This window comes from Streptomyces sp. NPDC096079 (assembly GCF_040303145.1).
GTDB lineage: Bacteria > Actinomycetota > Actinomycetes > Streptomycetales > Streptomycetaceae > Streptomyces.
On record NZ_JBEOST010000010.1, the window covers coordinates 179,628 to 192,862 of the forward strand.

Genomic DNA, 13,235 nt, shown 5'->3' on the forward strand with positions numbered 1-13,235 from the left:
CCCGGCCCGCGGAATGTCCACGTCGGGCCCGCACAGGCGTACGCCGCCGGAACTGGCGGAACCCCCCTTGCCTCCCGGGCCGGGGCACGCGGACACGCGACGCGCCCCGGTCGACGGAGCGGCTGGATTCCGTCGGCCGGGGCGCGGGTGCCGGAGCGGAGGGCCTGCTCCGGCCGCGTCAGATCTTCTGGGCGATCTCGGTGAGGTGGGCGAAGACGACGATGTTCGCCTCGTAGCCCTTGCCCCGGTCGAAGGTCCCGCCACAGGTGAGCAGCCGGAGTTCGGGCCGCCCGGTGTCTCCGTACACCTCCTTGTCGGGGAAGTCGTCCTTGGCGTACGTCCGGACGCGGTCGACCGTGAAGACGGCGACCTTGCCGTCGGCGCGGGCGACCCGGACGGTGTTGCCGGCGCTGAGCGAGTTGAGGTTGAGGAAGACCGCGGGCCCGGTGCGGGTGTCGCGGTGGCCGACGACGACGGCGGTCCCGCGCTCGCCGGGGGCGGGCCCCTTGGCGTACCAGCCGACGACGCGGGGGTCGTCGACGGGCGGGGTGCCGAGACGCCCGGTGGCGTCGAGGCCGAGCTCGATCACGGGGGCCTCGATGGTGATGGCGGGGACGGCGACCGTGACCGGGCGCGAGCGGGACAGCGGCGCGGGGGCGGGCGCGGGCCGCGGCGCGGGCGCGGCCTTGGGCAGCGTCCTGGTCTTCGCCTTGTGGTCCGCCTCGGGGCCCCGGGCGGCGTGCGCTCCGGCCGCCGGCCCGGCCCGGCCGGGGGCGGCCGTGCCGGATGCGGCCGGGGCCGCGGCGATCGGCTGGCCGGCCGGCTCCCCGTCACCGGCCCACCAGACGCCCCCGGTCACCAGGACCGTGGTCACCGCCACGGTCCTGGTGAGCCGGAGCAGACGCCGCTGCCTGCGCGTGAAGCGGGACCTACGCGGCGCCATTGTCGCGGCGGCGCGAGCGGCGGATCAGGACGAGTCCGGCCGTACCGGCGAGGCCGGCGGCGACGGCCGCCCCGACGCCGAAGGCGGAGGAGTCCTCGGCGGCGATCTGCGCGCTGCCGCCGCCGCCGGCACCGACCGGACCGTGCGGGGGCTTGCCGTGGCCGTGGCCGCCGTTGCCGCCGTTGCCGTTCCCGCCGTTTCCGTTGCCGCCGTTTCCGTTGCCGCCGTTTCCGTTGCCGCCGTTTCCGTTGCCCCCGTTGCCGTTGCCCCCGTTGCCGTTCCCGCCGTTCCCGTTGCCGCCGTTCCCGTTGTCCGGCGGGCAGTCGACGCGGAACACCTTCGACTTCGCCGCGCCGTTCTGGCCCACCCAGGTCCACTCGACCTTGTACATGCCGGTCGGCAGGCCGGTGATGTCGTCCGTGTGCCCGTCACCGTTGCTGTCGACGGCGATGCTGCCGTTCTTCAGCGACGGGTCTTGGTTGCCTGGCTGGCCCGGCTGCTCGTAGATGTTCCACTGGATGCTCTGCAGACCGTCGAAGTTGAAGGCGGCGAAGCGGAACACACAGCCGACCTGCGGCTGGTTGCTCTGGTCGGTGTCGGGGGTCCCCTGCCGGTGGACCTTCACGTCGCCGTTGTCGCCCGGCGCCGCGAGTGCCTGCGGGGCACCCGCGAGGGTCACGGCGCCGAGCGCCAGGGAGGCGAGCGTCGCGCGGAGCAGGGTACGGGTGGGGGGTGTCGCCATGGGGGAGGTCCTCCAGTCGTGATCACGTCGGGCATTACTGCGATAATCCGACTATCTGTCACGACATGGGTACAGAGGGTGGCAACCTGACCGCACCACCCTCCGACTTCCACCCGTCCGGCGCACCCCAGGGCGCCGCGCGCGTCCGGACCGGGTCCGGACGACCGGTCAGATGATCCCGAAGAGGATCCCCGCGGCCAGCACGACCAGCGAGGTCAGCGCGGCCCACTTCACCGTGAACCGGGTGTGGTCGCCGAACTCCACCTTCGCCATGCCGACGAGCACGTACACCGCGGGCACCAGGGGGCTCGACATGTGCAGGGCCTGGCCGACCAGCGAGGCCCGGGCGATCTCCAGGGGCGACACGCCGTGCGCCGCGCCGGCCTCCGCGAGGACCGGCAGCACACCGAAGTAGAAGCCGTCGTTCGACATGAAGTACGTGAGCGGCAGGCTCAGCACACCGGTGACCAGGGCCATGTGCGGACCCATGCCCTCGGGGATGGCGCCGACCAGCCAGTCGGCCATGTGCTTGACCATGCCGGTGCCGGTGAGGACGCCCGTGAAGACCGCGGCGGCGAAGACCATGCCGGCGACGTTGAGGACGTTGTCCGCGTGGGCGGCGAGACGCTCCTTCTGCTCGGTCATCTTCGGGTAGTTGACGGTGAGCGCGAGGGCGGCCCCGAGGAGGAACAGGACCGGGATCGGCAGCAGTTCGAGGATCATCGCGGCGAGCAGCGCGACCGTCAGGCCGGCGTTGAACCAGTACAGCCGGGGCCGCAGCGTCGCACGGTTCGGGTCGAGGCCCTGGAACCCGTCCCCCTCACCCGCGTCCGCCCCGCCGACCACACCGGCCGCACCGACTCCACCGACCGCACCGGCCGTCTCCCCGGCGGCGGCGCTCCCGCCCTTGCCGGCGCCCGCCCCCGTGCCCGTTCCGGCGCCCGTGCCCGCGATCCGGCCCTTGCCCGCGCCCTCGCCCCGGCGGGTGGCGTCGCCGCCGCCACCCGCCGTGACCAGCACCGCGTCGCCGTCCGGGACCAGGGCCTCGTCGAGGGTGAGGTAGCCGATGCGCTTGCGCTCGCGGCGCCCGAGCACGTACGCCAGGACGAACACGAAGAGCAGGCCCGCACCGAGCGCGGGGATCATCGGCACGAAGATGTCACCGGCGTCCAGCTTGAGCGCGGTCGCCGCGCGGGCGGTGGGGCCGCCCCACGGCAGGGTGTTCATGACGCCGTTGGCCGTGGCGGCCACGCCCGTCATGACGACCAGGCTCATCCCGAGCCGCTTGTAGAGCGGATACATCGCCGAGACGGTGATCATGAACGTGGTGGAGCCGTCGCCGTCCAGGGAGACGATCGCCGCCAGCACCGCGGTCCCCACGACGACCCGCACGGGGTCGGCCTTGCAGAAGCGCAGGATGCCCCGGACGATCGGGTCGAAGAGACCCACGTCGATCATGACGCCGAAGTAGACGATGGCGAACATCAGCATCGCGGCCGTCGGCGCCAGCTTGCCGACGCCGTCGATGACGTAGTCGCCGAGCTGGGCCCCCTGCCCGACCGCGACGCAGAACAGCGCGGGGATCAGGACAAGCGCCGCGATCGGCGACATCTTTTTCAGCATGATCAGCACCAGGAAGGTCGCGATCATGGCGAAGCCGAGGACGGTCAGCATGGAGGACACCTCACGTTCACCCTTGAACTGCCGCCGAGCGGCGGTCCGGATGACCGTAGGTGCCCCCTTCCGCCGTTAACAAGACGTTGACGCGTGAGCAATACGAGCAAAACCCCAGGTCACGAAGGGGTCGCGAGCTCCAGGGTCTCCAGAGGCTCCAGGGGCGAGACCTCGACGGGGAAGCCGTTCAGAACGGCGGTGCCGGACAGGGGGTCGATCCGGGACCCGTCGAGCAGCTGGTTGACGTTGACTCCGGGGCGCGCCGCCGCGACGGCGAGGCGGGTGCCGGGCCGGTCGTGCCCCCAGCCGTGCGGAAGGCTGACGACGCCCGGCCGGACGCCGTCGGTGACCTCCACCGGCACCTCCACCTCACCGCCCTCCCCCTTGACCCTGGCCATCCCGCCGTCGGCCAGCCGGAGCCGCTCGGCGTCCCGGGGATGCACCTGGAGGGTGCAGCGGTTCGAACCCCCGCCCAGGGCCGGGGTGTTGTGCAGCCAGCTGTTGTTCGAGCGCAGGTGCCGGCGTCCGACGAGCTGGAGGGTCCCGGGTTCCGGTACGGCGTCCAGGGCGGCCCGCAGCCGGGGCAGGTCCGCGGCGAGGGGCGCCGGGAACAGTTCGATCCGTCCGCTGCGGGTCTTGAGGAGCGCCGGCAGGCGCGGCTTCAGCGGCCCGAGGTCGATGCCGTGGGGGTGCGCCCTCAGCTCGTCGAGGGTGAGGCCGTACGGTCCGAGCCGCAGCATCAGGTCGAGTCGCCGCTCGGCCCCGGTGGCCCCGCTGAGCCGCGCGGTGAACTCCTCGGGATCCGCCCCGAACGCCGGCGAGTGCTCCTGCGTCACGGCCTTGGCGAGGGTCGTGCCGATGGCGAGGTCGTCGACGGCGGACGGCGGGGCGCCGTGCATCCCGGACACGGCGAGGATCAGCCGGGCGTGGATCTCGCACTCGTCCATGCGGTCCGCTTCGAGGGGGACGGCCGCCGGCGTGTAGCGGGCCTGGTCGCGGACGGCGAAGGCGTTGAAGGCGAAGTCGAAGTGGGCGCTCCGCGAGGGCGGCGGCGGGGGCAGCAGGACGTCGGCGTGGCGGGTGGTCTCGTTGAGGTACGGGTCGACGGCGACCATCAGGTCGAGGGAACCGAGGGCCGCGTCGAGGCGGTCCCCGTCGGGCGCGGAGAGGACGGGGTTGGCGGCGACGGTGATCACCGCGCGGATGCGCCCCTCCCCCGGCGTCTCGATCTCCTCGGCGAGGGCGACGAGCGGCAACTCGCCCTTGGCCTCGGGGTGGTGCGAGACCCGGCTGTGCCGCCGCCCGAGGGCGAAGCCCCGGCCCGGCCCGGCGGGACGCGGAGCGGGTGCAGTGGCGGAGAGCGGGAACAGCGCGCCGCCGGGCCGGTCGAGGTTGCCGGTGAGGACGTTGAGGACGTCGACGAGCCAGTTGGCGAGGCTGCCGTAGGCCACGGTGGAGCTGCCCATCCGCCCGTAGACGGCGGCGGTGGGCGCGGCGGCGAGCTCCCGGGCGAGGACCCGGACGGTGTCCGCGTCCACGTCGCAGGCGGCCGCGACGGCCTCGGGGCTGAAGTCCCGCACCGCGGCCCGTACCTCCTCGACGCCTTCCACATGGGCGGCGAGCGTGCCGAGGTCGGTGAGGTCCTCGTCGAAGAGGGTGTGCACGAGGGCGGCGAGGAGCAGCGCGTCGGCGCCGGGGCGGATCGCGACGTGCCGGTCGGCGAGGCGTGCGGTGCGGGTGCGCCGGGGGTCGACGACGGTGAGGGTGCCGCCGCGCCGGCGCAGCGCCTTGAGCCGGCCGGGGAAGTCGGGGGCCGTGCACAGGCTGCCGTTGGAGTCCAGGGGGTTGGCTCCGAGGATCAGCAGGTGGTCGGTGCGGTCCAGGTCCGGCACGGGGACGGCGAAGGGATCCCCGAAGAGCAGTCCGCTGGAGACGTGCTTGGGCATCTGGTCGAGCGTGGAGGCGGTGAAGACGTTCCGCGTGCGCAACGCGCCGATCAGCAGGGGCGGGTAGAGGGCGCCGGCGACGGTGTGCGCATTGGGGTTGCCCAGGACGATACCCACCGAGTCCGGTCCGTACTCCTCGACGAGAGGTCGGATTCGGGTGGCGATCACGTCGAACGCCTCGGCCCAGGTGGACTCCTGGAGCCTGCCGTCCTTGCGGACCATGGGCGTGCGGAGCCGGTCGGGGTCGGCGTCGATCTCGGGGAAGGAGGCGCCCTTGGGGCAGATGAACCCCCGGCTGAAGACGTCGTCGCGGTTGCCGCGCGCCCCGGTGACGCGGCTCCCGTCGAGCGTCAGGGTCAGTCCGCAGGTCGCTTCGCAGAGGGGGCAGATGCGCAGGGCGGTGGACATGGCGTCTCCCTGGGTGCGTCGGGTGACGCCGAGCCTACCGACCGGTAGGCACGGGCGGGAGGGCCCTGCGCGAGGTCACGTCAGCGAGGGCGCCAGGTACGCGTGGAGCAGCGTCCGCGTCTCGGCGACGAGCGCCGGATCCCCCGCGGGATCGGCACGGAACGCGAGCCGCACCAGGGCGTCGGCGGTCTCGACCCCGACGAGCACCTTCCGGTGCAGGTCCGCGTCGGCGGTGCGGCCCAGATGGGTGGCGAGGAGCGCGCAGATCCGTTCGGCGACGAGCCGGTTGGGGTCCTCGACGGCGGCCTCCGCGGAGCCGTCCCCCGGGTGCTCCGCCACGGCTTCCCCGGGTGCGGCGGCGGGCACGCCGAAGTCGACGAGCGCGAAGCCGGGGACGGTCCGCTTCATCTCGATGAACTCGTCGAGGACACCGTCGATGGCGCCGTGCGCGTCGAGGATCGGCGCCGCCGCGAAGCGGTCCGAGATCCGCTCGGCGTACCGGTCGAGGTTGCGGTGGGCGAGGGCGGCGACCATCGCCCGCTTGTTCCCGAAGAAGCGGTAGACGGAGCCGATCGGGACGCCGGCCCGGGCGGCGACGGCGCGGGTGCTCAACTGCTCGTACCCGGTCTCGTCGAGGAGGACGGCGCAGGCGTCGAGGATCCGGGCCAGCCGCTCGGCGCTCCGCTGCTGCACGGGTGCGCGGCGGAGCGCGGGCTGGGTTCGGGGTCGGGTCTGGGGCACGGGGTCCATGATGCCGTTCCGGTCCGGTCGAGGCGATCACGTGGGGCACACGGCTGGGGTGGCCGCCGATCGCGGTCGCGGCTTCAGGCGATGAGCAGGCCGATGCCGCCGAGGGTGTACGCGATCATCAGCACGAACAGCGGGAGTTGGCCGGCCACGGCCCGGGCGGGCGGGAAGAGGCGCACGGACCGGTCGTGCGCGGCGACGACTCCGAGGACGTGACCGGTGACGATCGCGGTGACCTGGAGGGTGGCGAGGCCCCCGGGGCCCAGTGGTGGGGCGGGCGAGGGGGCGTTGTCAGTGCCCCCTGCCAAGATGACTGTGCGTGGTCCTTCCGTCACGAGGAGCGAGAAGTAGTGGGCCACGAGATAGCCGAGGGCGATGGGCAGGAGCGAGTGGGCGAAGGAGGTGAGCGGAGTGGCGAGTCCGGGGTTCAACAGACGCAGGGCGCCGGCGCAGAGGCCGTAGCAGGCGGCGGCGAGGGCGACGGAGGCGAGGAGGCCGAGCGTGGCGGTGGGGACGGGACCGAGGGAGGAGGTCTGGAGGGTGGTGATCCAGCGGGGGTTGTCGGAGAGGCCGTCGTAGGCGGTGGAGCCGAGGAGGACGCAGACGGTGGCGACGAGACCGGGGGTCTGCGGGGTGGAGTCGAGGCCGTGGAAGGGGGAGCGCAGGACCAGGCGGCCGTCGGCGCGGCGGCCGAGGGGGGACAGCCGGGCGAGAAGGGAGGAGTACACCTCGAAGGGATCGGCGTGGGCGAACCACCGGTCGCCGTAGCGGGCGGCGCCCGCGAGTTGGGCGGCGGTGTGGACGCCGAGGGCGAGGAGGAGGGTCGTGGAGGAGGTGTTGTCGGGGGCGACGAGCTCCAGCCAGGTGAAGAGGAGCAGTCCGGCGGCGGCCGGCCGGATGCCTTGTGCCTCGGGCAGGGGGCGGGGGTCCCGTGGCGGTCGGAGCGCGTGGAGGGCGCGCAGGGGGTTGAGGAGGCGCCAGACGGGGCCGAGGAGGAGGGAGGCGGGGACGAGTCCGACCCAGAGCAGGACGTAGAGGGCGCCCGGTGCGGGGTTCCGGTCCGGGTCGTCGGGGCCGAGGAGGAGGTGCAGCAGGAAGACCAGGGCGCCGGCGGCGCCGAGGAGGCGGAGGGCGGTACGGGTGGCCGGGGCGTCGGCCGTCCGCTGGAGGACGGCGGGGAGCGGGCGGCCGGAGAGGTCGCCGCGGAAGCGGGAGGAGGACCAGAGCAGCCCGAGGGCGAGGAAGGAGACGAGGAGGGCGGTGAAGGCGCCGGCGTAGGCGTAGAAGGGAGAGAGGGGGAGGTCGTGCTGGGAGCCCACGCCGTGGGCGAGGGGAAGCCCTGGGGAACCGGCGTGGGCGTGGGCCGCGAAGGGGACGGCCCTCATCGGACGACGAGTTGGGTCAGCACGAGTCCGGACTCGTGCGTCTCGACCTCGAAGAGGCCCGTGCGGTCCGCGGTGAGGGTGAGGGTCGCGGGCGTGCCGGGAGAGAGGGGCAGTTCACGGTCGTAGCCGTGCACGTGGAGGGTGTCGGCGCGGTCGCTGGTGACACGGAGGGTGAGGCGCTCGCCCTTCTTCAGCTCGATGCGGGAGGGAGGCGGCTGGACGCTCGTTCCGGTGATGGTGAGGGTGACGGTCCGCCCGGGGTCGGCGGGCGGGGCGGCCGACGGCGACGGAGGGGAGACGGAGGGCCGGGCGGAGGCGGACCCGGAGGTGGTGCCGGACGTGGTGCCGGAGGCGGTGGGGGTGTCGGCGAGGCGGACCGTGGCCTGGACGGGGGTGCCGGCGACGGCCCAGACGGTGTGGTCGTCCGCGTGGAGGCGGACGGTCAGGGTGTGCGCGCCGGGCGGCACGTAGCCCCAGGGGCCGTAGAGGCGGGCGGTCTCCCGGCCGTCGACCAGGAGGCGGGCGTGCCCCCGGCCCTGGAGCGCCGCGCCGCCGGTGCTCTCCGGGGTGAAGCGGAACCTCTCCACCGTGAGGTGGACGTTCCAGCCGCCCTCGGAGTCGGGGGCGGCCTCGGCCCTGACGGTCGGCGCGTCGGCCGCGGGGAGTTCACGGAGCCGGTGCCCGCTCTCGTCACGGACCGGGAGCAGGGTGCCGCTGCTCCCGGTGGCCTCCTGGTGACTGGTGCCGGGCTTGTGGTGGGTGGTGGCCCGGCCGCCGCAGCCGACGAGGAGGAGCCCGGCGGCGGCCAGGACGGCGGCCCTCCGGAGCCCGGCGCGGCGCGGGGCGGGGGCCGGGTCGGCGACCCCGGCCAGGACGGCGGCCCTCCCGAGCCCGGCGCGGCGCGGGGCGGGGGCCGGGTCGGCGACCCCGGCCAGGACGGCGGCCCTCCGGCGCCCGGCGCGGCGCGGGGCGGGGGCTGGGGGCGGGGGGCCTTGGGGCCTCATGCCGTCGCTCCTTCCGGGGTGTGGTCGGCCGGGGGTTCCGGTGTGGGCTCGGGGGTGCCGGCGGCGGGGGAAGGGGCGGTGGTGCGGGTGCCGGCCGCGATCACGGCCCACAGCACCCAGACGGTGCCGAGCAGGAGGCGGAGCCAGGCGGGGCTGACGGGGATGCCGGGGACCATGAGGACCGCCTTGTCGAAGGCGTCGAGCAGGGTGAGGGCTCCGAGGGCCGCGGTGGTCCAGGCGAGGACGGGGCGGGTGGGGTGCAGGGCGAGGCCGATGAGGGTCCACCAGACGCCGGTGAGGAGCAGGGCGACGGCGGGGAGGAGGGTCGGGGTGAGGGCGAGGGTCGAGCCGGCGACGTCGAGGGCCAGGCCGAGGAAGCCGATGAGGGTGGCCGCCCCGGCGAGGCGGTTGCCGCGGAGTCGGCGCCACCAGAGGGCGCCGCCGGCGAGGGCGAGGACGAGGGCGCTGCCGAGGGCGAGCTGGGTCTCGACGCGCTGGAGGCCGCGGGCGCCGTACCAGTCGCAGCCGGCCGGGAGGCGGCGGGCCTGGACGTTGTAGTCGGCGCAGACGAGGAGCTGGGCGAGTTTGACGGGTTCGCCGATGAGGCGGTCGGTGCCGCCGGAGACCTCGCCGCGGCGGGTTCCGCAGCTGGGCGGGGCGCCGGGGGTGGCGGCGCCGGCGTCGGGCTGCCAGCAGTTGCCGCCGCCCTGGCCGTCCCACCAGACGTCGGTGCGGTTGGGGCGGGCGTTGCCGGCCTTGTCGACGCCGAGGTGGTTGCCGGCGTAGCGGTTGTGGTGGGAGGTGTCGGTCTGCTTGCCCCAGGCGGACTCGCCGCGGATGAAGGCGGGGACGGCGCTGAGGTAGAAGGCGGTGCGCTGGTGGCCGTAGACCCAGTTGTCCTCGTAGAGGTTCCAGTTGCCGCCGGCGGTGATGATGCCGGTGCCGGGGGGCATGGAGATCTGGGGGCAGACGACGCCCTGTTCGTAGCCGCGGTCGACGGGCGGTCTGGCGCAGGTGCCGTCGGCGACGTGGGGGTAGTAGTTCTGGTTGTTGTCGTGGATCAGGTTGCGTTCGAAGCGGGCGTGGTTCTGCGGGAGGCCGGGGTGGCCGGGGAAGGCGGAGTCCATGGAGGCGCCGCCCATGTTGTGGTCGAACTCGTTGTCGTGGACCCAGACGGAGTCTCCGGCGGTGCCGGAGTAGCCGACCATGTTGTGGTGGCTGCGGCAGCCGGTGATCTCGATGGAGTAGCGGGGGACGTCGTAGCCGAAGCCGTCGTTGATGTTCGAGGCGGAGCCGGGGTAGATGCCGGAGTCACCGTTCCCGTAGGACTCGCAGTTCTTGTAGAGGCCGTGGTCGGAGGCGAAGGTCAGGAAGCCGTACTCGTCGTTCCAGCGGGTGAGGACGTCGTCGATGACGAAGCCGTCGGCGGCGAGGACGTACAGCGAGTTGAAGGTGGTGCGCTGGGCGGTGAAGTTGCGGAAGTAGACGCCGTCGGAGCCGTCGGCGCGGATCGCGTTGAGCTTCTGGTACTTGGCGTCGACGATGACGTCGAGGCGGGAGGCGCCGGTGCCTTCGATCTGGAGGTTCTTCTTGCCGAGGATCGCGACCAGGTTCTGGTTGTGCGGGCACTGGAGCTGCTGCGCGTAGCTGAGGATCTGGTAGCCGAGCGCGGACTTGGGGGCCTTGAGGGTGGCGCAGGCGCCGGTGGGCGGCGGCAGGGAGGGCTCCTCCTCGTAGAGGCCGGGAAGGATCGCGATGGTGAGGCCGGGTCGTCGGACGGCGTCGACGGCCTGCTGGAGGTGGCGGTGGCCGGTGCGGGCGCAGCGTTCGAAGAGGGCGAGGTTGCGGGCCTTGAGGGCGGCCGGGAAGCCGGAGATCCGGCGCTCGAAGTCGGCCCGGTCGGTCTTGCAGACGAGGAGGTCGGGTTCGCCGGTGCGGAGTGTCGGCACGCTGCCGGTTCCGTCGGGAAGGGTGACGGGCCGCTCCTCGTGGGCGTAGGCGCCGGGAGCGGTGAACAGGGCTGCGGCGAGCGCCACGAGCACGACCGAGAGCACGGAGACGAACCTTCGGGTCCACGACATGCGCGTGAGAGTAGAGCAATGTTCATCTTTCTGACCCCGTCGTGCACGCATCGGATCGACCACGGCGAAGGAGTGCCCGTTGACGTAGGACGCGCGGAATCCTACGGTCATCCATAGGATTCCCTTGCGGACTCAGTGCAGGGCCTCAGGACAGGGCCTCACGAAGGCCTCAGGACAGGAGCGGGCGATGACCACGGAGCAGGCCAGGAAGACGGCCGAGGCGCTCACGTACAGCACCGGTTTCGGCAACGAGCACAGCTCGGAGGCGGTCCCCGGCGCACTGCCGGACGGCCGGAACTCCCCGCAGCGCGCCCCCCTCGGCCTCTACGCCGAGCAGCTCAGCGGCAGCGCCTTCACCGAGCCCCGGTCCCACAACCGCCGGTCCTGGCTCTACCGGATCCGCCCCTCGGCCGCCCACCCGCCCTTCGCCCGGATCGACAACGGCGCGCTCGCCGGCGCGCCCTTCACCGAGACCGTGCCCGACCCCAACCGGCTGCGCTGGAACCCCCTGCCCGAGCCGGCCCCGGGCACGGACTGGCTGGCCGGCCTGTGGACCCTCGGCGGAAACGGCGACGCGACGCAGCGCACCGGCATGGCCGTGCACCTGTACCACGCCAACGCCTCCATGGAGCGGGTCTTCGGCGACGCCGACGGCGAGCTGCTGATCGTCCCGGAGCGCGGCGGCCTCCTCCTCCGCACCGAGCTGGGCCTGCTCGCCGCGCATCCGGGCGAGGTGGCGCTGATCCCCCGCGGTGTCCGCTTCCGCGTCGAGCTCCTCGACGAGACGGCCCGGGGGTACGTCTGCGAGAACTACGGCGCGCCGTTCCAGCTCCCGGACCTCGGCCCGATCGGCGCCAACGGCCTCGCCAACGCCCGTGACTTCCGCGCGCCGGTCGCCGCCTACGAGGACGTCGAGGGCCCGGTCGAGGTGGTCAACAAGTACTGCGGCAACCTCTGGTCGGCGACGTACGGCCACTCGCCGCTGGACGTCGTCGCCTGGCACGGCAACCACACCCCGTACGTCTACGACCTGCGCCGCTTCAACGTCATCGGGACGATCTCGTACGACCACCCCGATCCGTCGATCTTCACGGTCCTCACCTCGCCCTCCGACACGCCGGGGCTCGCGGGCGTCGACTTCGTGGTCTTCGCCCCGCGCTGGCTGGTCGGCGAGGACACCTTCCGCCCGCCGTACTTCCACCGGAACGTGATGAGCGAGTACATGGGCCTCATCGAGGGCGCGTACGACGCCAAGGCGGAAGGCTTCGTGCCGGGCGGCGGCTCGCTGCACAACATGATGTCCGCGCACGGCCCGGACCGGGAGACCTTCGACAGGGCGAGCGCCGCCGAGCTGAAGCCGCAGAAGATCGACGACGGCCTCGCCTTCATGTTCGAGACCCGCTGGCCGGTGACCGCGACCCCGCAGGCGGCGGCCGCCGACCATCTGCAGAAGGGATACGACGACGTATGGCAGGGTCTTGAGCGCCACTTCCGGCCGTAGTGTCTCGGCCGTAAGCCCGTAGCCTTCGTACGGAGAACCCGTGACCGCCTTCGCCCCCGACTCGCTGGTCCTGAACCGCAAGCTGCCGCTCTGGTATCAGGTCTCGCAGTCGCTGCGCGCCTCGATACTGGGCCGCACGCCCGACGCCTCGCTGCGGCTGCCCACCGAGGAGCAGCTCGCGGCCCACTACGGCGTGAGCGTGCTGACCATGCGCCAGGCCCTCAAGGAGCTGGAGGAGGAGGGCCTGATCAGCCGGCACCGGCGGCGCGGGACCTTCATCGAGCCGGGGGCGCGGCGGTCCACCCCGCGCCGGCTGCTCGGCTCGATCGACGCGATCGTGGCGCAGCAGTCGGGTGAGCGGACGACGGTCCTCGGGCACGGCACCGAGCCGGTGCCCGGGGAGCTGGCGGAGTTCTTCCCGGACGTGCCGGAGGTCGTGGCGTACCGGCGGCTGCGCAGTGACGGGGAGAGCGGGGAGCCGACGAACTGGGCGGAGAACGCGGTGCGGCCCGAGCTCGCCGCCGCGATCGACCCGGCGGATCTGGAGCGCTGGCCGATGACGAAGGTGCTGCGGGACGTGGTGGGGGTGCGGATCAGCCGCATCACGGACACGGTCGAGGCCCGCCTCGCGGACCCGGAGACGGCGGGACTGCTCCAGGTCCCGCTGCTCTCCCCGATCCTGCACTACACGGGCGTGACCTACGACGAGGACGGCCGGGTCGTCGACGTCGCCCGCATCCGCTACCGCGGCGACCGTTTCTCCTTCACGGTGACGGTGGAAGCGCACTGAAGGCTGTCGTTAGC

General features: G+C 73.3%; 10 protein-coding genes. 2 read left to right on the plus strand and 8 right to left on the minus strand.

The window, feature by feature from the left end; genetic code table 11:
• Positions 1-178: 178 nt before the first annotated feature.
• The 8 genes from ABTY59_RS21680 to ABTY59_RS21715 form a co-directional block, all read right to left on the minus strand.
• Positions 179-943, minus strand: a complete 765-nt coding sequence (locus ABTY59_RS21680) for a class F sortase (RefSeq protein WP_352020633.1) — start codon at positions 941-943, stop codon at positions 179-181.
• Positions 930-1,685 (minus strand): hypothetical protein, encoded by a 756-nt coding sequence (locus ABTY59_RS21685; protein ID WP_352020634.1) that lies wholly within the window; start codon positions 1,683-1,685, stop codon positions 930-932. Before ABTY59_RS21685 ends, ABTY59_RS21680 begins: the two co-directional genes overlap by 14 nt.
• A 168-nt stretch (positions 1,686-1,853) precedes the next feature.
• A complete protein-coding gene (locus ABTY59_RS21690; protein ID WP_352020635.1) occupies positions 1,854-3,359 on the minus strand; it encodes a CitMHS family transporter in 1,506 nt (501 codons plus the stop codon).
• A 119-nt stretch (positions 3,360-3,478) separates the two neighbouring features.
• Positions 3,479-5,713 (minus strand): molybdopterin oxidoreductase family protein, encoded by a 2,235-nt coding sequence (locus ABTY59_RS21695; RefSeq protein ID WP_352020636.1) that lies wholly within the window; start codon positions 5,711-5,713, stop codon positions 3,479-3,481.
• 75 nt (positions 5,714-5,788) lie between these two features.
• Positions 5,789-6,463, minus strand: a complete 675-nt coding sequence (locus ABTY59_RS21700; protein WP_352020637.1) for a TetR/AcrR family transcriptional regulator — start codon at positions 6,461-6,463, stop codon at positions 5,789-5,791.
• 74 nt (positions 6,464-6,537) lie between these two features.
• Positions 6,538-7,845 carry a hypothetical protein gene (locus ABTY59_RS21705; protein WP_352020638.1) on the minus strand — a complete coding sequence of 436 codons (1,308 nt, stop codon included), beginning with the start codon at positions 7,843-7,845 and terminating at the stop codon, positions 6,538-6,540.
• On the minus strand, positions 7,842-8,849 hold the full coding sequence (locus ABTY59_RS21710) for a hypothetical protein (protein ID WP_352020639.1): 1,008 nt from the start codon (positions 8,847-8,849) through the stop codon (positions 7,842-7,844). The genes ABTY59_RS21705 and ABTY59_RS21710 overlap by 4 nt, the downstream gene beginning before the upstream one ends.
• On the minus strand, positions 8,846-10,930 hold the full coding sequence (locus ABTY59_RS21715) for a right-handed parallel beta-helix repeat-containing protein (protein WP_352020640.1): 2,085 nt from the start codon (positions 10,928-10,930) through the stop codon (positions 8,846-8,848). The genes ABTY59_RS21710 and ABTY59_RS21715 overlap by 4 nt, the downstream gene beginning before the upstream one ends.
• A gap of 187 nt (positions 10,931-11,117) precedes the next feature.
• Between ABTY59_RS21715 and hmgA the strand changes: the two genes are divergently transcribed.
• Both hmgA and ABTY59_RS21725 read left to right on the plus strand, forming a co-directional pair.
• On the plus strand, positions 11,118-12,431 hold the full coding sequence (gene hmgA / locus ABTY59_RS21720) for a homogentisate 1,2-dioxygenase (RefSeq protein WP_352020641.1): 1,314 nt from the start codon (positions 11,118-11,120) through the stop codon (positions 12,429-12,431).
• Positions 12,432-12,471: 40 nt separating this feature from the next.
• The gene (locus ABTY59_RS21725; RefSeq protein WP_352020642.1) at positions 12,472-13,221 is read left to right on the plus strand and encodes a GntR family transcriptional regulator; all 750 of its coding nucleotides are present in this window, start codon (positions 12,472-12,474) and stop codon (positions 13,219-13,221) included.
• Positions 13,222-13,235 lie beyond the last annotated feature (14 nt).